Origin of the sequence: Caldimicrobium thiodismutans, assembly GCF_001548275.1 — a bacterium.
Lineage (GTDB): Bacteria > Desulfobacterota > Thermodesulfobacteria > Thermodesulfobacteriales > Thermodesulfobacteriaceae > Caldimicrobium > Caldimicrobium thiodismutans.
In genome coordinates, this window is the sequence record NZ_AP014945.1 from 300,490 (window position 1) to 322,014 (window position 21,525).

18 protein-coding genes are annotated in these 21,525 nt (G+C 38.4%); 14 read left to right on the top strand and 4 right to left on the bottom strand.

The features are described from left to right. Positions 1-285: 285 nt before the first annotated feature. The 6 genes from THC_RS01475 (at position 286) to der (ending at position 7,492) form a co-directional block, all read left to right on the top strand. Positions 286-1,308 carry an Rpn family recombination-promoting nuclease/putative transposase gene (locus tag THC_RS01475; RefSeq protein ID WP_068512318.1) on the top strand — a complete coding sequence of 341 codons (1,023 nt, stop codon included), beginning with the start codon at positions 286-288 and terminating at the stop codon, positions 1,306-1,308. Between the two features lie 94 nt (positions 1,309-1,402). Next, positions 1,403-2,110 (top strand): YggS family pyridoxal phosphate-dependent enzyme, encoded by a 708-nt coding sequence (locus THC_RS01480; RefSeq protein ID WP_231938364.1) that lies wholly within the window; start codon positions 1,403-1,405, stop codon positions 2,108-2,110. After that, positions 2,107-4,209, top strand: coding sequence for a ComEC/Rec2 family competence protein (locus THC_RS01485; RefSeq protein WP_068512321.1), 2,103 nt, complete (start codon positions 2,107-2,109; stop codon positions 4,207-4,209). Before THC_RS01480 ends, THC_RS01485 begins: the two co-directional genes overlap by 4 nt. 9 nt (positions 4,210-4,218) lie before the next feature. Further along, complete coding sequence (locus THC_RS01490) at positions 4,219-4,656, top strand: archease (RefSeq protein ID WP_068512324.1); 438 nt, start codon at positions 4,219-4,221, stop codon at positions 4,654-4,656. Next, positions 4,656-6,176 (top strand): ASKHA domain-containing protein, encoded by a 1,521-nt coding sequence (locus tag THC_RS01495; protein ID WP_068512326.1) that lies wholly within the window; start codon positions 4,656-4,658, stop codon positions 6,174-6,176. The genes THC_RS01490 and THC_RS01495 overlap by 1 nt, the downstream gene beginning before the upstream one ends. 2 nt (positions 6,177-6,178) lie before the next feature. Further along, positions 6,179-7,492 (top strand): ribosome biogenesis GTPase Der, encoded by a 1,314-nt coding sequence (der, locus tag THC_RS01500; protein WP_068512331.1) that lies wholly within the window; start codon positions 6,179-6,181, stop codon positions 7,490-7,492. Here der and THC_RS01505 read toward each other — a convergent pair. From THC_RS01505 to THC_RS01515, 3 genes are read right to left on the bottom strand one after another with little or no spacing between them, the layout of a single operon-like run. After that, positions 7,481-8,284 (bottom strand): OmpA family protein, encoded by an 804-nt coding sequence (locus THC_RS01505; protein ID WP_068512334.1) that lies wholly within the window; start codon positions 8,282-8,284, stop codon positions 7,481-7,483. The two genes, der and THC_RS01505, sit on opposite strands and share 12 nt — an antisense overlap. After that, the gene (gene motA / locus THC_RS01510; protein ID WP_068512336.1) at positions 8,284-9,141 is read right to left on the bottom strand and encodes a flagellar motor stator protein MotA; all 858 of its coding nucleotides are present in this window, start codon (positions 9,139-9,141) and stop codon (positions 8,284-8,286) included. Before motA ends, THC_RS01505 begins: the two co-directional genes overlap by 1 nt. Beyond that, positions 9,142-9,654, bottom strand: a complete 513-nt coding sequence (locus THC_RS01515; protein ID WP_068512338.1) for a PilZ domain-containing protein — start codon at positions 9,652-9,654, stop codon at positions 9,142-9,144. It lies immediately after the preceding gene. Between the two features lie 132 nt (positions 9,655-9,786). On the opposite strand from THC_RS01515, the gene THC_RS01520 reads away from it, so the two are divergent. Beyond that, complete coding sequence (locus THC_RS01520) at positions 9,787-10,752, top strand: manganese-dependent inorganic pyrophosphatase (RefSeq protein WP_068512341.1); 966 nt, start codon at positions 9,787-9,789, stop codon at positions 10,750-10,752. Positions 10,753-10,780: 28 nt separating this feature from the next. Here the strand turns inward: THC_RS01520 and nadC are convergent, their stop codons facing one another. Beyond that, positions 10,781-11,632, bottom strand: a complete 852-nt coding sequence (gene nadC, locus THC_RS01525; RefSeq protein WP_068512344.1) for a carboxylating nicotinate-nucleotide diphosphorylase — start codon at positions 11,630-11,632, stop codon at positions 10,781-10,783. 94 nt (positions 11,633-11,726) lie between these two features. Here nadC and THC_RS01530 point away from each other — a divergent pair, with 94 nt between their 5' ends. The 7 genes from THC_RS01530 to argS all read left to right on the top strand — a co-directional run bounded on the left by THC_RS01530 (position 11,727) and on the right by argS (position 21,521). Next, the gene (locus tag THC_RS01530) at positions 11,727-12,275 is read left to right on the top strand and encodes a nucleotide exchange factor GrpE (protein WP_068512348.1); all 549 of its coding nucleotides are present in this window, start codon (positions 11,727-11,729) and stop codon (positions 12,273-12,275) included. Between the two features lie 23 nt (positions 12,276-12,298). After that, positions 12,299-14,194, top strand: a complete 1,896-nt coding sequence (dnaK, locus tag THC_RS01535) for a molecular chaperone DnaK (RefSeq protein WP_068512351.1) — start codon at positions 12,299-12,301, stop codon at positions 14,192-14,194. Further along, a complete protein-coding gene (gene pdxA / locus THC_RS01540; RefSeq protein ID WP_068512353.1) occupies positions 14,194-15,132 on the top strand; it encodes a 4-hydroxythreonine-4-phosphate dehydrogenase PdxA in 939 nt (312 codons plus the stop codon). The genes dnaK and pdxA overlap by 1 nt, the downstream gene beginning before the upstream one ends. Positions 15,133-15,142: 10 nt before the next feature. Beyond that, a complete protein-coding gene (locus THC_RS01545) occupies positions 15,143-18,829 on the top strand; it encodes an AsmA family protein (RefSeq protein ID WP_068512356.1) in 3,687 nt (1,228 codons plus the stop codon). Continuing rightward, on the top strand, positions 18,807-19,541 hold the full coding sequence (locus tag THC_RS01550) for an RluA family pseudouridine synthase (RefSeq protein WP_068512359.1): 735 nt from the start codon (positions 18,807-18,809) through the stop codon (positions 19,539-19,541). Before THC_RS01545 ends, THC_RS01550 begins: the two co-directional genes overlap by 23 nt. After that, positions 19,528-19,728: a CooT family nickel-binding protein gene (locus tag THC_RS01555; protein WP_068512362.1), complete on the top strand. Its 201-nt coding sequence runs from the start codon at positions 19,528-19,530 to the stop codon at positions 19,726-19,728. Before THC_RS01550 ends, THC_RS01555 begins: the two co-directional genes overlap by 14 nt. A 140-nt stretch (positions 19,729-19,868) precedes the next feature. Then, entirely contained in the window at positions 19,869-21,521 is a 1,653-nt protein-coding gene (argS, locus tag THC_RS01565; protein WP_068512367.1) for an arginine--tRNA ligase, read from the top strand. The last annotated feature ends 4 nt before the right edge of the window (positions 21,522-21,525 follow it).

Consider the following 21,525-nt stretch of genomic DNA (forward strand, 5'->3'; position numbering starts at 1 on the left):
TAATTCCCTTTTTTCTCTAAATATGCTTTCTCAAGCATTTTATGATATCTCCTTATCTTTCTATAAATCTTTCTATAAAGCTCCTCACCCACTCTTTCCTTGAAATAAGCTTTGCGAAAGAACTAAGCTTGTAAATTTAAGAAGGGCGAAATAGATAGTTTTTTCGTGAAGGTTAAATAGAGGAGCTGTGGTTTTTTATATGAGGCAACGATAAAATTTCAAATAGATTTTTAATGAGGCAATTCGTTCTCTTGAAATACTTCTAAATTCTGGCAAAATACCTCTATGTCAAAGAAGAAACCTCCTGTTCCCTATGACCTTTTTGCCAAGGCCTTCCTCAAAGACCCAGAAAACTTAAAAGGCTTCCTCTCAACCTTCCTCCCTGAGCATATTAAAACTCATCTTGACCTTGACTCCCTTAGAATCATTCCGGAAGAACAAGTTTCTCTCTCAAGAAAAAAGCGAGAAATCCCGGACCTTGTTGCTGAGGTTAATCTTCTTAGTGAAGGAAAACCTTCAACTAAAGCCCATCTCTACATCCTTATTGAGCACAAAAGTGCACCTGATAAAAGAATTTACCTTCAGATTTTAAATTACATAACCGCATTAAATGAGAGGTCTTTCAAGGAGGGGAAGGGGTATGTGCCTGTTTTACCCCTTGTATTCTATGAAGGGAATAAGCCCTGGGGGTATCCTGAAAGGATAGAGGAGATATTTTCAGTGCCAGAGGGGTTAAAGGGAGAACTTTTTAAGGTTCATGTGGTAGATTTAAAGAGGGTAGAGGATGAGAAGATATTGAGGATATTTGATATTTTAGCAGGGCTTGGGTGTTATCTTTATTTAATAAAGGCGGAAGCAGGTAATTTTGAAGAGATAATTGAAGTTATTACAAGGGCGATAGAGAGATTAGTAGCGATAGGGGAGAAGGGGAGGTGGGAGATAGGGTTTTTGATAGAGATAGCAGTAATAAAGAGTGGGGTTGACGAGGAGGTAATCTGGTTTAATATATTAGATAGGTGTGGAGAAGAGGGGGTAAAGATGGAGTTAAAGAGCTTTTGGGATAGAGTGGGAGAGAAGTTTTATAAGCAGGGAATTGAGCAGGGGATTCAGCAGGGGAAATATCAGGGGTTAATTGAGGATGCAAGGGAGCTTGTGCTTGAGGCCATAGAGGTGAAGCTCGGGTATGTGCCTGAGGAAGTGAGGGAGAGGGTGGTAAGAGAAGAGGATAGAGGAGTTCTTAAGGAGTGGCTTAGGAAAATAATTCTTGCTAAGAGCTCTGAAGATATTATTAAACTTTTTACAAGTTGAAAAAGTCTCATCGAGTTTCAAAAGATATTGATATATAAAAGGCCTAACAGAGAAGAGGTAGAAAGGGATAGAGAAAAAGGGTCAAGAATAAGGTGTGGATATTTCAAAGGAATACTATACCACGCTAAAAAATAATCTTGAGAAGGTTTTTGAAAGGGTAGAAAATGCAGTTTTGCGCAGTAAAAGAAGGCTTGAAGAAGTTAAGATTCTTGGTGCAAGTAAAAAACAATCTCCCGAAAAAATACAAGTTCTCTACGATCTTGGAATTAGGCTTTTTGGGGAGAACTATGTTCAAGAGGCAGAGAAAAAGATTTCTGCCTTAGAGGGCCTTTCCATAGAATGGCACCTTATTGGAAGGCTTCAGACTAATAAGGTTAAAAAGGCTTTGAAACTCTTTAATGTTCTTGAGACCATAGATAGAATAGAACTTGCTGTGGAGATTGAAAAAAGACTGAAGGATTCTGAGAAGAAAATCCCTGTCTTTATTGAGGTAAATATTGGAGAGGAGGAAACCAAGGCAGGAGTTGGACCCAAGGATTTGTTCAAGTTTTGTGAAGAGCTTTCACAGTTCTCTCATCTTGAGGTGAGGGGGCTTATGTGTCTTCCTCCTTATGAAGAAAATCCAGAAAAGGTGCGTCCCTTTTTTGCCAGAATGAGAAGCCTCTTTGAGAAGGTTAAGCCCCTTTTTGGGCCTAATTTTAAAGAGCTTTCTATGGGGACAAGTCATGATTTTGAGGTAGCCCTTGAAGAGGGAGCAACTCTTATCCGACTTGGGACAATTCTTTTTGGCCAAAGGGTGTGAAAAATACCCTGCTTTTTTCCCTTTCAACAGCCCTTCTTTTAGGTTTTTTTACAGCCTTTTATAAATTTCCATTCTTACCAGGTCTAATCTTTATCCTTCCCTTTCTTTTTATTTTGCCCAGAAAGAGATGGCTTTTTTGGATTTCTCTCTATTTGATATTTTATTTGATTGGAGGCTATTATTTCAATGCCAAGAAAGAAAGATTAAGCCTTGCCTCAAAAGAAGTTTTTATCAAGGTTCTGAAAATTGAGCCCTATTATGATCAATACAAGGTCTTAGCTGAAAGTGAAGGGAGTTTTATTGAATTTACTACTAAATATTCAGGATTTAGACCCGGGGATTTCTGCAAGATTACTCTCAAAGAAAAAAAGGGATTAAAAATTTTAAATCCCTATACCCCATCTCTTGAAGAAAGGCTCATCCCTAAGGGGTTGGAAGGAGAATATAAGCTTGATGAGAGGAAAAGATTCTACTGCACCTTATCTGAGGCTGGATTCATTGAGGCCTTGCGTTATAAACTTTTTCAGTTTTCAGAAAACCTCTCCCCTCTTTCCCGGGGGCTTTTTCTGGCCCTTGTTCTTGGAGTAGATACCCAATTACCAAAAGAATATCTTGAGACCCTTAAAAATCAAGGACTCTATCATCAACTTGCTATTTCAGGCTTTAACCTTGCCGTTCTCTATGGTTTTCTTTATAAGTTCTGGAGATGGTTCTTGCCCCACACGGTACTTATAAGGATGGGTTTCCCTATTCAACTCTGGAGCTATCTTTTCTCCCTTCCCGGAGCAGGGCTCATACTCATTTTTTCAGGCTTTCAACCTCCTGCCTTAAGGGCCTTTGTTTTCCTCACATTTCTAATTTTAAGCAAACTCCTTTTCAGAAATACTGAAAGTTTATTTATATTATTTCTAACGGCAACGCTTCTCGTGATTTTTGATCCTGCCCTTATTGGCAGTCTTTCCTTTCAGCTCTCCTTTTTGGCTACCCTGTCCTTAATCATTGGAGATATACTTTTGAAAAACCTTTTATTTGATTCAGATGAGCCCTCTTTTTTAAAAAAGATCCTCCTCAAAACTCTTTATGGCCTTGGACTGTCTCTTATAGTAAGCCTTTTTACTTTGCCCTTTTTGATTTACATAAACGGGGAGTTTTCTCTGGCTACTCCGCTGAATAACCTTTTAGCTACACCTTTCTGGAGTTTCATTTTTATTCCCCTTTCCATTCTCTCGGCCATGCTTGCCCTCGTCTCTCAAACTTTGGCAACTTTTATTATGGAAAGGGTAGGGGATATCTTTTCTCTTTACATCCAATTTCCTCTCTTTAACTGGATTTTTAGAAGTTCTCTTCCTGTTAATCTTTTTTTACTTTGGCTTTTTTTCCTTTTCCTTTTGGGGGCAGTTATGCTTTATTTTTTTGTAAAAAGATGGATCAAAATTTTTTGTATAGCCCTCCTTAGCCTGCTAACCTATTTTAGCCTTTCTAATCTTTATAAAAGGACCTCCTTTGTATTTATCCCTAAGGAACTCACTCAGCAGGCTTTATTGATTAAGGACCAAGGAGACTTTTATTTAATAGTAAAAGAGACCCCGGAATCTAAGATTGAAAGATCCTATATCCTAATACCTATTTTGAAGAAACTTGGAGTAAATAATTTGAAAACCCTTCTTTTTCTATCTGAAGAGGGGGCTCTTAAAGACTATCAAAAGGCTTTTGATATTGAAAAAACATATACTTTATCTGATTATGAACTTTTTGAAGATCTGAGGCTCTTTAAAGCTGGAACTGAATTTATTCCCCTCCAGAGAGGACAATATCTTTTTGAATTTAAGGGCTTAACCATTTTTTGGGATGAGGTAGGTAAGGATTTATCTTTACCCGGGGTAGAGGTTTATTATAAACTCAGGGGAAAGTCCAAAGAGAGAGAAGGTTTGTTCCTTTTTGAGAAAGGAAGGTTTTCAGCAACTTTTCTTTTTCCTGAGGATTCTTATCTTATTATTTGGGATGAGAAAGATAAAAAAATCTCCTTTTGGAATAAGCTCTTTTTCCCTCTTTGGGTTGAGCCTTCTAAAGGAATTGCTTACAGAGGATTGATGGAGTAAAATTAAAAAATGAGGCAGGATTATGAGACTTTTGAGCACGGGGCTGATGTTGGTATAAGGGGTTATGGAAATACCCCTCAATTAGCGCTCTCTAATCTTCTTAAGGCTCTTGCTACCCTTATGGTTGAAAATCCTGAGTTTCTAAAAAAGAAGCCAACATTGAGTTTCCCTTTAGAAGTGGAAGCGGAATTTCCTGATGAGCTCCTTGTAGCTTTTGTGAATAGGGTTTTGAGTCTTTCTTCCCTTGAGGGTGTGCTTTTTTATGCATTTAAAGGTAAGGTCTGTCTTCAAGCACCAGAGTGTTATATAGAAGGAGAGATCCTGGGAATTCCCCTTGAAACAGACCTTTATGGATACGGGGTTGAGGTCAAGGGAGCAACTTTTACCTTGGCAAGCTTTTCAAAGGTTGATAATCACTATATCGCTCAATGTGTAGTTGATGTCTAATGGAAGCCTTAAAGATTTATCCCTTTAAACCTTCAAAGGCTGTTACAGGGGGCAGTAATTTTGATACAGAGAGAATTTTTTCAGTTCTTCCTGAGGAAGTAAAAGACAAGGGGCTTAAGATAGAACTTCCTTTGTTGCAAAAACTTCCTTATATCCTCAGAGAAGGAGATGAATTTTATGCCCTTTTAATTCGAGAAGAAAAAAACTTTTTCCTTGCAGATATTTTTAAAGAAAGACCTGATAAGGTCCTTGGATTAGCCATAGATATTGGAAGCACAACCATAGCCTTTTATATATATGACTTTCTTAAAGGAGAACTTTTAAAGGAATATTCTATTTACAATCCCCAGATTGAGTTTGGTGAAGACATTCTGACAAGGCTTCATTTTGCTAAAAAACCTGAAAATCTGTTAAAACTTCAGGAAAGAACCCTTTCAGCTATAAATCAGGAGATAGAAAAAGTTGGATTTGAGAATGTCTATTATATAAGTCTTTGTGGAAATACAGCTATGACTCATTTTATTCTTGGACTTCCAGTGAATTATCTCATAGTTGAACCCTATGTAGCTGTAGCCAGATGGTTTCCCCTTTTTAAGGGAGAAGAAGTGGGTTTAAAGATAAATCCCCGGGGTAGAATTTTTGTTTTTCCCTTAGCAGGGACATATTTTGGAGGAGATTTAATAGCAGGGTTATATGAGGCAGAGATTTATAAAAAAGGAGAGATCTCTTTTTATGTAGATGTAGGCACCAATGCTGAGGTTGTTCTTGGAAATAAGGACTTTCTTCTTGCTTGTGCTGGAGCAGCTGGCCCTGCTCTTGAGGGAGGCATCTTTGAGTGTGGGCTTAAGGCTCAACCAGGGGCGGTTGAATCTTTTTGGATTGATGAAAAGACCCTTAGTCTTTCCTATAAAACTATTGGAGATGAAAGACCCCTTGGTTTTTGCGGTTCAGCAGTAATTCAACTTATAGCTGATCTTTTCTTGCATGGCTGGATAACTCCGGAAGGAAAATTCAATCTCAAAAAAATTGGACCTCTTATTGAAGAGATTAATGGAGAGAGGGTTCTTGAGCTTATTTCAGCTGAAAAAACCAAGCAGGGTTACCCGATTTATATAAAAGAGGGTGAAATTAAAAGTTTTCTTCGCTCAAAGGGGGCTATGTTTACAATTTTGACACTCCTTTGTGAAAAGGTTGGCCTCACCTTTGAAGATGTTGAAAAATTTTATGTAGCTGGATCTTTTGGCAATCATATTGATGTTAGATCAGCGGTTATTCTGGGAATGCTACCTGAGGAGGCCCTCTTTAAAACCATAGGCCTTGGCAATTCTGCTGGAAAGGGGGCCTTAAAATTTTTAAAAAGGGCTGAATATGAAGAGATAAAAGAAATTACAGAAAGAATTACCTATCTTGAGCTAAATGTTGAGGGAAGATTTATGGAACTTTTGACCGGGGCCCTTATCATACCTCATGTGAATCTTGAACTCTTTCCCTGGGTTAAAAAACTTCTTGAGGAGAAATAGAGATGTTTCAGGCTGTGATTGTAGGAAGGCCCAATGTAGGAAAATCAACTCTTTTTAATACCCTTATCGGTGAAAAAAAGACTATAGTTGAGAAAACACCTGGTGTTACCAGAGATTTTGTCGTTGATTATGTGGAACTTTATGATGGCAAGGGAATCAAGATCACAGATACAGGTGGAATTGATCTGAGTCGTAGAGATTTTTTTTCAGAAGCTATTAAAGATATTGTGGAGAAAAGTCTTAAAGAGGCTGATTTGATTCTCTTTGTGGTTGATGCCAAGGAAGGTTTAACTTCAGCAGATGAAGAAATTGCAAGTTACTTAAGAAGGTTTTCCCGGCCGGTCCTCCTTATCGTTAACAAGGTTGAGGGTAAAGAGGATGAAAAGAGGGCTCAGGAATTTTTTTCTCTGGGCTTTCCTGAAATATTTTTTGTCTCTGCTAAAGAGAAAAGAAACCTATCAACTCTTAAAGATAGACTTAAAGAAATCGCTAAGGAAAAGATTTTTCCCCTTCCTTCAACAGAATTGATCAAGGTTGCCATACTTGGTCGTCCTAATGTGGGAAAAAGCACCCTGATAAATCGCCTTCTTGGTTATGAAAGGATGATTGTCTCTGAAATACCGGGGACAACCCGGGATTGTGTAGATGTTCTTCTTGAGAGAGAAGGGGGCATGAGTTTTTTGCTCATAGATACCCCGGGTATTAGGAGAAGATCAAGAATTGAGGAGCGAGCTGAAAAATTTAGTGTGGACAAGGCCCTTGAGACCTTACAAAAGGCAGATATTATTCTTTTTCTGATTACCGCTGAAGAGGGCCTAACCCATCAGGATAAAACCCTTCTCCGTCAGGTTCAAAAAAATTGTAAAGCAGCTCTTTTATTGATAAATAAGTGGGATTTTTTTAAAAGACAGAAATCCAAAAGCGAAGTCTTTCTTCAGGTTTTAAGACATCACCTTAAGTTTCTTCCCTGGTTACCCATAATTCCCATATCTGCTAAGGAGGGTTTTAATATTGATAAAATTTTACCCTTAGTTGAAGAGATTTATAAGGATTACTCCCGAAGAGTTCCAACCTCTCAGGTAAATACCCTTCTTGAGGAGCTTAAGAGTCAATATACCTTCAATATAAAGGGAAAACGCCTGAAATTTTATTATGCCACTCAGGTTGAGGTTGCCCCTCCCACTTTTGTTATCTTTATAAATATTGAACCTGAAGAACTTCCTAAGCATATTGAAAAATTTGTTCGCAATAGATTTCAACAATTTCTTGGATTTGAAAGGGTTCCAGTTAAGGTAATTTTTAGACTAAGGCGTTGAATTAGTTGTTTTTTCTACTTTGGCTTTGAAGCCTTCTGGAGGTCCATAGTGCACAGTCAGAGTGATTCTTCTATTTTTTGCATCATAGGGATTGTCTTTAAAAAGGGGGAAATTATCTGCATATCCTACAACTTCAAGAATTTTTTCCGGAGGGACACCATTTTTTTCAAGTTCAAGCATGGCAGAGATGGCGCGAGCAGAGGATAGTTCCCAGTTGCCTGTTTTTCCTCTTCGGGAAGGCACTGCATCCGTATGCCCCTCAATAGAAACAAGCACAGGAAGTTCTTTGAGTTCTTCAGCAAGGACTTTGAGAATTTCTTTACCCTCTGGAAGAAGCTCTGCGCTACCGGGTTTAAAAAGGGGTTTATTGACAAGCTCCATAATCTCAATGCGAACTACCTTTTCTTTGGTGGATGTCTCGGTAACCTCAATTAATACATGCTCTTGAAGACTTTTAAGTCTTGTTTCAATAATCCTTTTGAATCTCTCGCCTTCACCTTTGACAGGGGGAAGTTCCTGTGTTTGAGTTTGAACCTTAGGGCCCTCCATTTTCCCTGTTCGGTAAAACTCCATAAGCATACTGGTTCCAGCTTTGCTAAAGATATTAAATTTTTTAAAATAAGCAGCTACTTGAGCCTTGGTTTTGGGTTCCATAAGGGATACTAACCAGAGGAGTAAAAAAAAGGTCATCATACCAGCCAGAAAGTCTGCATAGGCAATCTTCCAGGAACCTCCATGGTGTCCACCAACAACTTTTTTTACGCGCTTAATGATAATAGGGGGAGTGCTCATTATTTTCTCTCTTTAAGCTTGGCCTCAAGTTCCTGAAAACTTGGTCTCATATGAGGAGGAATGGCCCTTCTTGCAAATTCAACTGCGATCTGCGGAGCTCCTCCACCGATAAAATTGACAATAGCAGTCTTTATAACCGTGAGATATTCCTTTTCTTCCAAAGCCAGCTTTTCCATTCTGGCTGAAAGAGGAGCCATAAATCCATAACAGGTTAAAATTCCGATAAAGGTTCCGGCAAGGGCAATGGAGAGATGATGGGCAAGCACAGCTGGAGGTTCATCAATTTTACCCATGGTTAAAATAATTCCAAGCACTGCTGCAACCAAACCAAGCCCTGGCATAGAATCTGCAAGGTTTGAAAGCCTATGAGCAGGTTCTGAAGCTTCATGATGGATAATTTCAATTTCATTTTCAAGTAAGCCCTCAAGCTCAAAGTGGGTGATATTTGTAGTTAAGATGGATCTAAAGGTATCCCGGATAAAGTCTAAAACAATGTGATTAGCAAGTATTTTAGGAAAGGCTGAAAAAATCTTGCTGGCTTCAGGATTTTCAATGTCCTGTTCAATGGAAATCAAACCCTCCTTTTTTATCTTCTTAAAGATATCATTTAAAAGAAGAAGGAGATCTACAAAATCATCCTTAGTGTAAACTCCGGGCTTGGTTAAGGCCTTAATTGAGCCCTGCACAATGCCCTTAACTACCGTCATGTTATTGGCAGTAAGAAGAGAACCAGCCGCTGCTCCAAAGATAATTAACCATTCAACAGGCTGAATGATAACGGAAAAGTTCCCATGCTCCAAGGCATAGCCAACAAAGACACATAAAATGACTACAATGAAACCAACTATGGATGGCATTTAAAAGCCCTTTTTCTCCCTTATGAGTTCTCTTTCTTTTTGAAGAATGAAAAAACTCAATTTTTCTCTAATATCTGGTGTCAGATGGAGCCATTCAAGAGCAACCTCATAATATTCTTCTCTTTTTTCACATCTCACAACCCTTCCATAGAGGTAAAATCCCAAGGGTTGATAGAGTTCAAGAACAAGTTTTACCTCTAAAGGGGTTCCAATCTCAAAGGGCTCGCTACTGAGGAATCGCACTCCCTTTTCACTTAAATTTACTTTTTTGAGGGGGAGCTCATTAAATCCTTCTTTTTCCTTGGTCAAGAGATTGATGAGGTAATCCAGTTTGGCATTAATAAGTTTTAACCAATTGTTTAAAGCCTCATCTAAGGTATCTTTTAAAGGTATATAGGAAAAAAGGGGCATATCGCCTACAATTCTTGCCTCTTTATCCTGGAGGTCTTTATCTGCCACAGGAGCAACTCCAAAAGGAATAACTACATCAATTCTTACTGCTTCTCTTTCCATGGCTATCTCTTTTATCGGCTTAAATTTTTCTCTCTTTAAGTTTTTATTATAACTTTTCCTATGCCCTTGACAAGCTATAATTTATAAGTAAAATCCCATTTAATTTCAAATCTTGTAAAAGGAGGTGTTAAGATGTCCGAAGTTCTTTATGTGGTTGGGCATAAGAACCCCGATACTGATTCTATTTGTTCGGCTATTGCTTTTGCTTATCTCTGGAATGAATGGAAAAAAAAGGGAATTCTTGCTCAGATGAAGATGCCTGAACTTGAAGCTGTTCCTGTAAGACAGGGAGAGCCCAATGCTGAGACCAAGTTTGTCCTTGAGAAGTTTGGTTTTTCTGTTCCTGAGATGATGACGGATGGAGCCGGGAAAAAGGTAGCCCTTGTGGATCATTCTGATGTGGTTCAGAGTGTGGATAACTTTGCTCAAGCTGAAGTTGTAGCAGTTGTTGACCATCACAAGATTGGAGATGTAGCAACTCCTAATCCTATCTGTTTTGTCAATTTGCCAGTAGGGTGTTCAGCAACCACCCTTAAGTTCCTTTTTGACAAGACCGGGGTTGAGATCCCTAAAAACATCGCAGGAATTATGCTCTCTGCTATTTTAAGTGATACCGTTATCTTCAAATCTGCAACCACAACCCCTATGGATAAAACTGCTGGTGAAGAGTTAGCAAAGATTGCTGGTGTGGAGGATCTTACCAAACTTGGAATAGAGGTTAAATCCAAGCTTTCAGATGTAAGTGGTATGGCTGTCAGAGATATCATTATGAGGGACTATAAGGATTACAATATGAGTGGAAAGAAGGTTGGAGCTGGGCAGATTGAAGTAATTGATCTATCCCTTATTGAGGGAAGAAAGGATGAAATTTACAATGAGCTTGTGAAGATGAAACAGGAAGGAGGATATCATAGCATTGTATTCATGCTTACTGATATTATGAAAGAGGGCACCGAGCTCTTTGTAGTAACCGATGAACCTGCTCTTATTGAAAAGGCCTTTGGTAAAAAGATTGAAGGTAAAGGGATGTGGCTTGATGGAGTAATGAGCAGAAAGAAACAGGTGATCCCACCTTTAGAAAAGGCCTTTGCAGGTTAATATTTGAGGGGGCTTTAAGCCCCCTTTTTTATTCCCAGACCTTTTCAATTTTAAAACTTATATCTACTGCTTTTACTGAATGGGTAAGTGCCCCGGAGGATACAAAATTTACACCAAGACCAGCATATTTTTTAAGATTTTCCTCAGTTATCCCTCCAGAGACCTCAATTAAAAGGTTAGGTCTCTGTTTGCGAATTAGAGATACTGCAATCTTGAGATCCTCCTCAGAAAAATTATCCAGCAAGAGGGCATCCACTTTTGTTCCTTTTTCAAGAATAAATTTGAGCTCATCTAAGGTCTTAATCTCTATCTCTACCTTGAGGGTATGAGATTGAGTCTCAAGTTTTTCTATTATCTTTTCAAGACCACCAAGAGCCTTGATGTGGTTGTCTTTAATAAGAATCCCATCAGAAAGGGAAAAACGGTGATTTTGGCCTCCTCCGATCTTTACCGCATATTTTTGCAAAATCTTCAGCCCGGGTAGGGTCTTGCGGGTATCAAGAAGAATAGTTGAATTATTAAGTATTTCTGACATTTTACGAACCTTGGTTGCAATACCGGATAGATGTTGTAAAAAGTTGAGGGCAACCCTTTCTCCCTTTAAAAGACCCTGGATCTTTCCTTCGGCTATACCAATCCTGGTTTGAGATGGAACAAGGGTTCCTTCTGAAAAGTGCCAGGTGATTTTTATTTCCGGGTCTATCTCATGGAAAACCGCTTCAGCAACCCTCTCTCCACAGATGACAAGTTCACTTTTGGCAAGAAAATAGGCGGATCCTTTTAATCCTGGAGGGATAAGAAGCTCTGTAGTCCTATCCCCGAAGGGAAGATCCTCTTCTAAGGCTTTTAAAACAATCTCTCTTATCTGCCATTTTTCCATAATTTCCACAAAACCTCTGGAAAAAATAAAGATAAGACTTAATTTTTATGTTAACTGAAGATTTCCTTTTGTAAAGAGCAGAGGAGGAAAGACTATGGATGAGGCAAAGGAAAAGGAGGAAGTTTCTGTTGAAGAGGAGGGCCAGGTCAAATTAGAGGAATTAAAGGAATGGAAGGAAAGGGCCCTAAGATACGCAGCTGAACTTGAAAATCTCAAGAAATCCTTTAAAAGAGAAAGGGAGGAATATTTTAAATTTGCCTTAGAGACAGTTTTTAAGGAGCTTTTACCCTCAATTGACAATTTAGAGATGGCCTTAAAGTCCTTTGAGACTTCATCTAATGTGGAAGCCCTCAAGCAAGGAGTTGAGCTTACTCTTAAAGTGCTTGTTCAGACCCTTGAAAAATTTGGGCTCAAACAATTTGAGCCAGCGGTAGGAGAGCCCTTTCATCCTCATTTTCACGAGGCCTTACATGTGGAACCCCATCCAGAGGTACCCAATGGTGGAATCACCAAGGTCTTTCAAAAGGGATACAAGCTTCACGAGAGGGTATTAAGACCGGCCCTGGTCTGTGTTTGCCAGGGTAGTCCAGTAAATAAAGAAGAAAAATCCTTAGATGAAAACAACCAAATTGAAAATGAATAAATTTTAAAAAGGAGGGTTGAGCTATGGCTAAGAAAGTGCCTGTGGTGGGAATTGATCTTGGAACGACTAATTCCTGTTCCGCTATCTTTGAAGGTGGTGAACCTAAGGTCATACCCAATAGAGAAGGTGCAAGAACTACCCCTTCTATTGTTGCCTTTCAAGAAAGCGGAGAAATTTTAGTTGGACTTCCAGCTAAAAGGCAAGCTATCATTAATGCAGAAAACACAATTTTTGGTATCAAAAGGCTTATGGGCAGAAAATTCAATGATCCCCTTGTTCAGGAGTGGAAAAAGAAGGTTCCCTATAAAATAGTGGAAGCCCCTAATGGTGATGCTCATGTAGAGATCAGGGGAAAACGCTATAGCCCTCCTGAAATCTCAGCCATGATTCTGAGAAAGATTAAACAAGATCTTGAGGAGTATCTGGGAGAAGAGGTTACTGATGTAGTTATCACAGTTCCTGCTTATTTTGATGATACCCAAAGACAGGCAACCAAGGATGCCGGAAGAATTGCTGGATTAAATGTGCTAAGAATTATCAATGAGCCTACTGCGGCTTGCTTAGCCTATGGCCTTGAAAAGAAAAAAGAGGGTATTATTGCAGTCTTTGACCTGGGTGGAGGAACCTTTGATATTTCCATCCTGGAAATTGGAGACGGTGTCTTTGAAGTCAAGTCAACCTCTGGGGATACCTTTCTCGGTGGAGAAGACTTTGATATGAAGATTGTGGATTATTTGGCTGAAGAATTTAGAAAGGAACATGGTATTGATCTAAAACAGGATAAGATGGCACTACAGAGGCTAAAAGAGGCAGCTGAAAAGGCTAAAATTGAGCTTTCCTCAACCCTTGAGACAGAAATTAATCTCCCCTTTATTACTGCTGATGCCACAGGACCAAAGCATCTTGTTACCAAACTTACCCGGGCCAAGTTGGAAAGCTTGGTTGAAGACCTTATTCAAAAGCTTGAGGAACCCTGCAGAATTGCTATGAAAGATGCCGGAATTACGCCTCAGGATATAAATGAAGTCATTCTTGTTGGTGGTATGACCCGTATGCCAAGAGTCCAGCAAAAGGTAAAAGAGATCTTCGGGAAAGAACCTGTGAAGGGAGTAAATCCCGATGAAGTTGTGGCTATGGGGGCTTCTATTCAGGCTGGGGTTCTAAAAGGGGAGGTCAAAGATGTCCTTCTCCTTGATGTAGTGCCCCTTTCTCTTGGAATTGAAACCCTCGGTGGTGTTTTTACCGTGCTTATTCCCAGAGGAACAACTATTCCCACAAGAAGAAGCCAGATTTTTACTACCGCCACAGACAATCAGACCGCTGTTACCATACATGTTTTGCAAGGTGAAAGACCTTTAGCCAAGGACAACAAAAGTATTGCTAAGTTTGATCTCGTTGGAATTCCTCCTGCTCCAAGAGGTGTTCCTCAAATTGAAGTTACCTATGATATTGATGCGGATGGAATTCTTCATGTCACAGCTAAGGACTTAGGGACTGGAAAGGAACAATCCATTGTAGTGAGACCAAGTTCCGGGCTTTCAGAGGAGGAGATTCAGAGAATTTTAAAAGAGGCTGAGCAGTATGCCGAAGAAGATAGAAGGAAAAAGGAACTTGCCGAGGCCAGAAATCAAGGTGACTCTCTCATCTATTCCGTTGAAAAGACTTTAAGGGAGTTGGGAGATAAGGTCTCAGAAGACTTAAGAAGAGATGTAGAGGAAAAAATCAGGATCTTAAGGGAAAAATTAGAGGGAGAAGACCTTGATGCTATAAAGAGGGCAAGTGACGATCTTACTCAGGCTTCATACAGGCTTGCTGAGATGCTTTATAAGAGTAAGGCTCAAGGAACAGGAGCTGGTGAGTCCACAGAAAAAAAACCCGGAGATGAGGTTATTGATGCGGATTTTGAAGAAATGAAGTAATGTTAAACTTGGGAATAACTCTGGGCGACCCTGCAGGGGTTGGCCCGGAGATACTTGTTAAAAGTTTTCCCTTCCTTGAGAAATTAAGGGCAAATTTTGTAATCTTTGGAGATCTTGCCTTAATCAAAGGTCTGGCTAAGTCCTATCAATTAAAATTGCCCTCCAATTTAAACATAATAAATCTATCTAAGATAAAAATAATTCCAGGCCAGCCCACTGAGGAAAGTCATTTAGCCGCTGTAAAATATATAGAAACTGCTATTGAGAAAAGTTTAAAAGGAGAAATCAGGGGGCTTGTGACCTTGCCCTTGAGTAAAGAGTCCTTTAAAGTATCCGGGCTCCCCTATAGAGGGCATACAGAGTTTTTAGCTGAGAAACTTAGAGCAAAAAGTTTTTGTATGAGTTTTTATGGAAAAAGACTGAAAGTCTCCTTAGCTACCACTCATCTACCTTTAAAAAAGGTCTCTGAAGCTTTAAATCCGGAGAGAATCCTTGAGATAGCTAAACTGAGTTATGACTTTTTGAAAAAGATAAAGAGATCTCATGAGTATATCAAGATTGCCCTTTGTGGTATAAATCCTCATGCAGGTGAAGGAGGACTTCTTGGAGGAGAAGAAAAGGAGATTTTAGTTCCTGTTGTTTCAAGGGCTAAAGAAGAGGGAATTCCCCTTTATGGGCCCTATCCAGCAGATAGCCTTTTTTACTGGGCTTTAAAGGGGAGCTTTGATTATATTATTGCCATTTATCATGATCAGGGTCTTGTGCCCTTTAAAATGCTTCACTTTAAAGATGGGGTTAATGTTACCCTTGGTCTTCCAGTTGTGAGAACCTCTCCTGTCCATGGAACTGCCTATGATATAGCTGGAAAAGGGATAGCGGATCCTACCAGTTTTCAAGCCTCAGTTAATTTGGCTTTGAGATTAATAAAAAAGTGGTAAATTTTTTTCTATGAAACGCCTTTTCCTTCTTTTTTTTGCTGCTTTTATTCTCATCTTTCTGGTTATTGGAATTATTGGCTTTAATCTGGATTTCTTATTGAACCATAAATACTTTAAAAACAAATTAAGAGGCTTTCTTTCAGAAAGAGCTCAACTTGATCTGGATTACAAAAAGGTTCATGTCAACCTCTATAAATATTATCTTGAGTTTGAAGACTTAAGGATTACAAATCCTGATTTGGAACTGAATTTTCCCAAGGGTAGATTGACCTTTTCACCTCAAAAACTGATTCGCCTAAACTATTATCCATCAGGGCTTTATCTTAAAAATCCCTATTTAAGAATAAGGGAGACCAAGGAGGAAAAACCTCTTGAAACAGAGACTCTCTATCAGTTTTTAGAAAAAGTCTCTCCCTTTTCAGGTAATATTGTGAATGGGACTTTAGAGTGGGTTCAAGAAAACAATAGAAAACTCAAGTTTTCTTCTATAAATCTTATTTTTAGAGATAAAAGCCCCCAGTTACTTTTTACAGGAAATCTTACTACTTCCTTTGCGCAAACCTTAGATTTAAAGGGTAGATTTGACTATCAAAAAAGATTCTTGGAAAGTTCTCTCCGAATTAAAAAACTTGATTTAAGCAAGATTTCTCTTTTAGAAAGCTCCATGTTAACAAAGACTGAATTTGATATCTCCTTAGAGATCTCTCTTGAAAAGGGTATTTGGAATCTAAGTTTTACAGGTTCTGCTCCATGCATAGCCTTTAAAAATCAAGAAAAGCCCCTTGTATGTGGAATTTTTCAGGGTTTTTTGATAGGAAATGCGGAGACCTATGCCTTAGAGTTAAATCCTATCCAGATGAAGTATCCTGAGATAAATGGGGAAATTGCCTTTGGCAAAAAAGAAAAGGCCTATTATTTCAAAAGCTCTATTAAGACTCTAAGCCTTACAGATCTGAAAGAGATTATCTCTCCTCACCTTACAGTCTCTGAAAAAGAAGAGCTCTTTGGGATTTTAAGGGGTGGAAAGTTTAAAGATCTCAAATTTTTAGCTCAGGCCAGGGATTTAAAAGGTCTTTTTGCCTTAGAAAATATTCAATTATCAGGAGAGGTTGAAAAGGGAACAGTAACCATTCCTGAACCCTCTTTGTCTTTCTCAGATATTAATGGAAAAATCAGGTTTGAAGATAAAAAATTGGGTTTTCAGGGTGAAGCGGTAGTTGAGGATGAGATCCCATCTAAGATTGAAGATTTCAAACTGGATTTGCTGAGTAAAAATCCCGGTCTTGAAATTAAAGGTTTTTTTGAAGGTAGGGCTAAAAGGATCCTTGAAATAGGAAGGAGCCTTACAAAAGATCCTACCCTTCTTTCAGATGTAACCGAGCTTAAAGGAGATTTGAAAGGAGCTCTGGAACTAAAAGGTCCTTTTAATAATTTATCTCTTCAGCTCAGAATTTGGCCAAATGATCTTGAATTTAAGACCATACATTTAAAGGATTGGATCGCCTTGCAAGAAGGGGAAATTGCTTATAGAAATAATTTAATTCAGTTGAAAAATCTTAGCTTTTTTTATAAAGAAAACCTTTTTAGGGGTGTAGATGGCAATATTTTTCTTGATAGTGAAATCCTTCAGCTTAAGGCCTCATCAGCCCTTTTAAAAGAATCTCTGGTTCAGGAGCTTTTGAAAGACTCCCCAGATTTAAAAAAAGAGTTTGAAAAATATAAGCTTTCCTTTAGTGAAGTTAAATTAAAAGAGATAACCTATGAGGGAAATTTAAGGGATTTTGAGAAAAAAGAGGGTGCTCAAATTTTAAAAGGAATCAAGTTTAGTGGAACTATCTTTGATTTAAGGGGTGCTTCCCCCTGGGAGACTTTTCATGCACCTATTTATATCCCGATGGCAACTTTTAGCTGGAAGTTCCCCTTTGTAGATCTACAGGAAGCAAGCATTTTTTCTGAAAATTCAACCCTTTCAGTAAGAGGACTTTTCAATTCTGAAACAAAGGAAATCTCCTTAACGGGATCAGGAGAATTATCTCCAGAGTTTCTTGGAAGAATGGAAGAATTTTTAAAACTTAAAAATTCTATTTATTCTCTTAAAAAAGAACCTATCCAAATTGAAGACTTTTCTCTAAATTTCAAATCTGATGAGGTGAGTTACAAAGGAAGACAAAGATTTAAAAATTTAAATATAGAAGTTGAGGGTAATTATGCTCAGGGTTTTGAGATTAAGGCTAAAATTTATTCAGCCAAAAATGATTTTCTCCTCGGACTCAGAGATACAGGTGGAAATCTAACTATAGAGTTTAAGGGGAAAGGGGATATAGAGGAGCTTTTTTCTGTCTTTGAAAGACCCTCTGCCAGGGAAGGAGAGATTGCAGGTGAAGTTACTTTAAAGGTCAATTTATTAGGATTAAAAACTTTAGAGGGGCTCAATAATGAAAAGACCTTACCTGAGTTTTTAAAGGCCTATCTCAAAGAGCTTCCTGTAGAGGGAGTAGGTAGACTCTCTTTAAGGAGGTTAAAGCTTACTGATACTCTGGATTTTATTTTTTCAGGGGATCTGGATTTAGAAAGGCATAAAGTAATGGCTAAAAATCTTTCTTTGCAGATAAATAAGGCTGAAGTAAAAGGAGATTTGGAAATTGAACCAACTCCTAACTGGTTTGAAGTAAAGGGAAATCTTTTGGCAAAAGAGGTGAATTTAAAGGATTATATGCAAAAAGTTTCTGAGAGGGTTTCAGAAAGAATTCCCCGGGAAGAAACAACCATTGAAGAGAGAATAAGTCAACTTCCTGCAAAAGGGAGTATTAATTTTGAGATCGAAAACTTGGTTTTACCTACCTCTCATAAGGTTAATAGTCTCAAGGTTATAATTTCAAAAAAGGAGGAAAAGGTTTTTCGCCTTGAGATCCCGCAGATTAATCTTTGTAATCTGAATTTTTATGCTGAATATGAAAGTAATCCAGAATTTAAATATTTTTTTGTGGACTTACATCCAGCCAAAGGAGATCTTCTGGATCTTTTTTCTTGTTTGTATCCTGAAGAGATGCCCAAAATTATCTTTGAGGGCCCCTTTGAAATGCAAGGCTTTTTTTATACTGAAGGGGTAAAAAAATTCTTTGAAAACACCTATGGGAAACTTGAAATGAGGTCTAAAAGGGGCTATATATATAGAGCTCCCCTTTTAGCAAGAGTCCTTGGATTTTTAAGCCCTATTGATCTTTTTAGGGGTAAAATACCCAATCTTGAGAAAAATCTCTTACCCTATGAGGAGATTGACTTCACAGGAGACTTTAAAAATTCTTCCCTCCGGGTGGATACTTTTTTCCTTTCTGCCCCTGGTTTTAGGCTTTTTGGGAACGGTCCTGTTTCTCTTTCTGACAAAAAATTGAGTCTTACCTTTCTTGTTTCTCCTTTTAAAACAGTAGATGTAATCTTAGAACATATCCCCTTTGTTAGCCAGTGGGCCCTGGGAAAGGAAAGAATGCTTATTTATTTGCCCCTTGAGGTGGTAGGAACCTATGATAATCCTATCATTGTGCCCCTTCATCCAGCAAGTATTGGAAAGGGTCTTTTCAGATTTATTTTTAAATTCTTTGGAATTCAAGAGGAATTCTTTAAAAAACCCGAGAGCTTTGAGGGTTTCAAAAAACCGGAGTTATTAAAGGATAAAGGTGGAGATTCTCTACGAAGATAAATATCTCATCGCAGTTAATAAACCAGCTGGCCTTGTAGTTCAAGGTGCAAAGAAAAAAGAAGAGTCCCTCTTGGAGAAATTGAAGGATTTTATTAAAAAAAGGGATCAAAAACCCGGTCAGGTCTTTCTTGCAGTTGTTCATCGTTTGGATAAGCCAGTTTCAGGGGTTGTGTTAATAGCTAAGCGAAGCAAAACAGCATCAAAGGTTTTTCAGCTCTTTAAGAGCGGAAAGGTAGAGAAAATTTATTTAGCCAAGATTGAAAATCTTTTTAAAGAAGGCTTTGGTTATTGGGAAGACTATCTTTTATACGATGAGAAAAAGAAAAGGGCATTAGTTTTAGATAGGGATACTCTGGGAGCTAAGAGGGCTCTAACCTTTTATCAATTAGTTAAGGCAGGAGAGGCCTATTCCCTTTTATTGCTTTTTCCAGTAACGGGAAGAAAACACCAGTTAAGGGTTTCTCTTGCCCAAAGGGGGTATCCTATTGTGGGAGATAAAACATATGGGTCGAAGAGAAAATTTAATAGGGGAACCATTTTTCTGCATGCCTTACAATTAGCCCTCCCTCATCCCCATACTCAAGATTTTCTTGAGATTTATGCTCCTTTACCATCCTATTTCGGGAAAATAGACCTTGACAAAAGGACAATTTTGGAGTTTCTTAATAGAGTTAAAGAGGAAAAGGAGAGGTTAAAGAATGTGTCAGGCTAAAATTTGGGTTAGGGTTGGATCACAGGAGAAAGAGATTGCAAAAGATATTACCCAATTGGAGATTAACGGTGATGAACTTATTTTAAAGACCTTTTTTGAGGCTCCTAAAAGGATCAAAGGTAAGATCAAGGAGATTGACTTTTTAAAGGGAAAGGTCTTAATTGAGTCCGATGTCTTTCCAGAATAATTCCGAGGAAGAGTTAGTTCTCTGTGTAAGGTGTGCCTGGCGAGAATTTTGTGTTAAAAAATTTACTATAGATAATACAAGACCAATTAAATGTCCAGAATTTTCCTTAGACATTAATCTTGCTAAGAAGGAGAAAGAGAGTGATCAAAAGGAAGATAAGAGAAAGATTAAAGGAGACGCTTAAAGAATTAAATCTTATTGAAAAAGATATTCCCTTTGAGGTTGAAAGACCAAAAAGAGAGGATTTGGGGGATTTTTCAACTAATCTTGCTCTGGTCTTGCAGGGTGTGCTTAAAGCTAAGCCAAGGGAGATTGCTGAAAGAATAATTGAAAAATTGAGGCTTGAAGGGGATCTTTTTGAAAAAATTGAGATAGCAGGGCCTGGATTTATAAATTTTTGGATAAATCCCGAGTTTTTGAGAAAAAATCTACTCCAGATCCTTAAGGAAAAGGATAACTATGGTGCGCTAAATATTGGTAAGGGTCAAAGGATTCATATTGAATTTGTCTCAGCCAACCCCACAGGACCATTGCATATTGGACATGGGAGAGGGGCTGCCTATGGGGATGCTCTCGCCAGAATTCTCAAATTTGCAGGATTTAATGTGCATACGGAGTATTATATCAATGATCGTGGGACTCAGATGAACATCCTGGGAGCTTCTGTCTACCTCAGGGCAAAGGAATTAACAGGAGAAAAGGTCCCCTTTCCTGAGGACTACTATCAGGGCGATTATATTTATGATATAGCTAAGGAGGCCTTAAAATTATATCCTGATTTAATGCAAAAAGCAGAATCTGAAGCTATTGAGCTTTGTCGGGAACTTGCAATAAAAAGCATCCTTGAGGATATTAGATTAGACCTGAAAAATTTTAGAGTTGAATATGACCATTGGTATTCCGAAAGGGATTTGTATAAGAAGTCCTTGGTTGAGGAGGTCTTGAGTCTTCTTATAGATAAAGGCTATCTCTATGAGGCAGAAGGGGCCCTCTGGTTTAAATCAACCCTTTTTGGAGATGAAAAGGATAGAGTCGTCCGCAAATCTTCAGGGGAATGGACTTACTTTGCCAGTGATATTAGCTATCACTATGAGAAGTTTATAAAAAGGGGCTTTGATCTTGCCATAGATCTCTGGGGTGCAGATCACCATGGCTATGTGCAAAGACTAAAAGGTGTGCTTAAGGCGTTGGGAATAGATCCTGAGAGACTGAAGGTCTTATTAATTCAGATGGTCAATCTTCTTGAGGGTGGAGAACTTAAAAGTATGTCCACCCGTAAAGCAGAATATATAGAGCTAAAGGAATTGGTAAGAGAAGTAGGGGTAGATGCAGTTAGATTTATCTTTCTTTCCAGAAGTCAAGATTCACCTCTTGACTTTGATGTGGAACTTGCTAAAAAACAATCTCAGGAGAACCCTGTTTATTATGTGCAATATGCCCATGCCCGTATCTGTTCCATTAAGGAAAAGGCAAAATCTGAAGGATTTCCTCTGGATGAACTTTATGAGGCAAAACTATTTTTGCTTTCTGAAAAGGAATCCTTAGATCTTATGAAAAAATTGGCAGAGTTTTCCGATGTGGTTGAGATTTCAGCCTTGCAATTTGCTCCTTATAAGATAGTTTATTATCTTCTTGAGCTGGCAGGACTTTTTCATGAGTATTACAATAAATATCGGGTAGTGGGAGAGGAAAAAGAGATAAGCCTTGCCCGTTTGGCCTTAACTGAAGGCTGTAGAATTATTATTCAAAGAGGACTTACTCTCTTAGGTGTAAATAGTCCTGAAAAAATGTGAAGGA

Coding starts and splice junctions, on each gene's coding strand:
- THC_RS01475 (WP_068512318.1), top strand. CDS start 286: ATGTCAAAGAAGAAACCTCCTGTTCCCTATGACCTTTTTGCCAAGGCC.
- THC_RS01490 (WP_068512324.1), top strand. CDS start 4,219: ATGAGGCAGGATTATGAGACTTTTGAGCACGGGGCTGATGTTGGTATA.
- THC_RS01495 (WP_068512326.1), top strand. CDS start 4,656: ATGGAAGCCTTAAAGATTTATCCCTTTAAACCTTCAAAGGCTGTTACA.
- der (WP_068512331.1), top strand. CDS start 6,179: ATGTTTCAGGCTGTGATTGTAGGAAGGCCCAATGTAGGAAAATCAACT.
- THC_RS01505 (WP_068512334.1), bottom strand. CDS start 8,284: ATGAGCACTCCCCCTATTATCATTAAGCGCGTAAAAAAAGTTGTTGGT.
- motA (WP_068512336.1), bottom strand. CDS start 9,141: ATGCCATCCATAGTTGGTTTCATTGTAGTCATTTTATGTGTCTTTGTT.
- THC_RS01515 (WP_068512338.1), bottom strand. CDS start 9,654: ATGGAAAGAGAAGCAGTAAGAATTGATGTAGTTATTCCTTTTGGAGTT.
- THC_RS01520 (WP_068512341.1), top strand. CDS start 9,787: ATGTCCGAAGTTCTTTATGTGGTTGGGCATAAGAACCCCGATACTGAT.
- nadC (WP_068512344.1), bottom strand. CDS start 11,632: ATGGAAAAATGGCAGATAAGAGAGATTGTTTTAAAAGCCTTAGAAGAG.
- THC_RS01530 (WP_068512348.1), top strand. CDS start 11,727: ATGGATGAGGCAAAGGAAAAGGAGGAAGTTTCTGTTGAAGAGGAGGGC.
- dnaK (WP_068512351.1), top strand. CDS start 12,299: ATGGCTAAGAAAGTGCCTGTGGTGGGAATTGATCTTGGAACGACTAAT.
- pdxA (WP_068512353.1), top strand. CDS start 14,194: ATGTTAAACTTGGGAATAACTCTGGGCGACCCTGCAGGGGTTGGCCCG.
- THC_RS01545 (WP_068512356.1), top strand. CDS start 15,143: ATGAAACGCCTTTTCCTTCTTTTTTTTGCTGCTTTTATTCTCATCTTT.
- THC_RS01555 (WP_068512362.1), top strand. CDS start 19,528: ATGTGTCAGGCTAAAATTTGGGTTAGGGTTGGATCACAGGAGAAAGAG.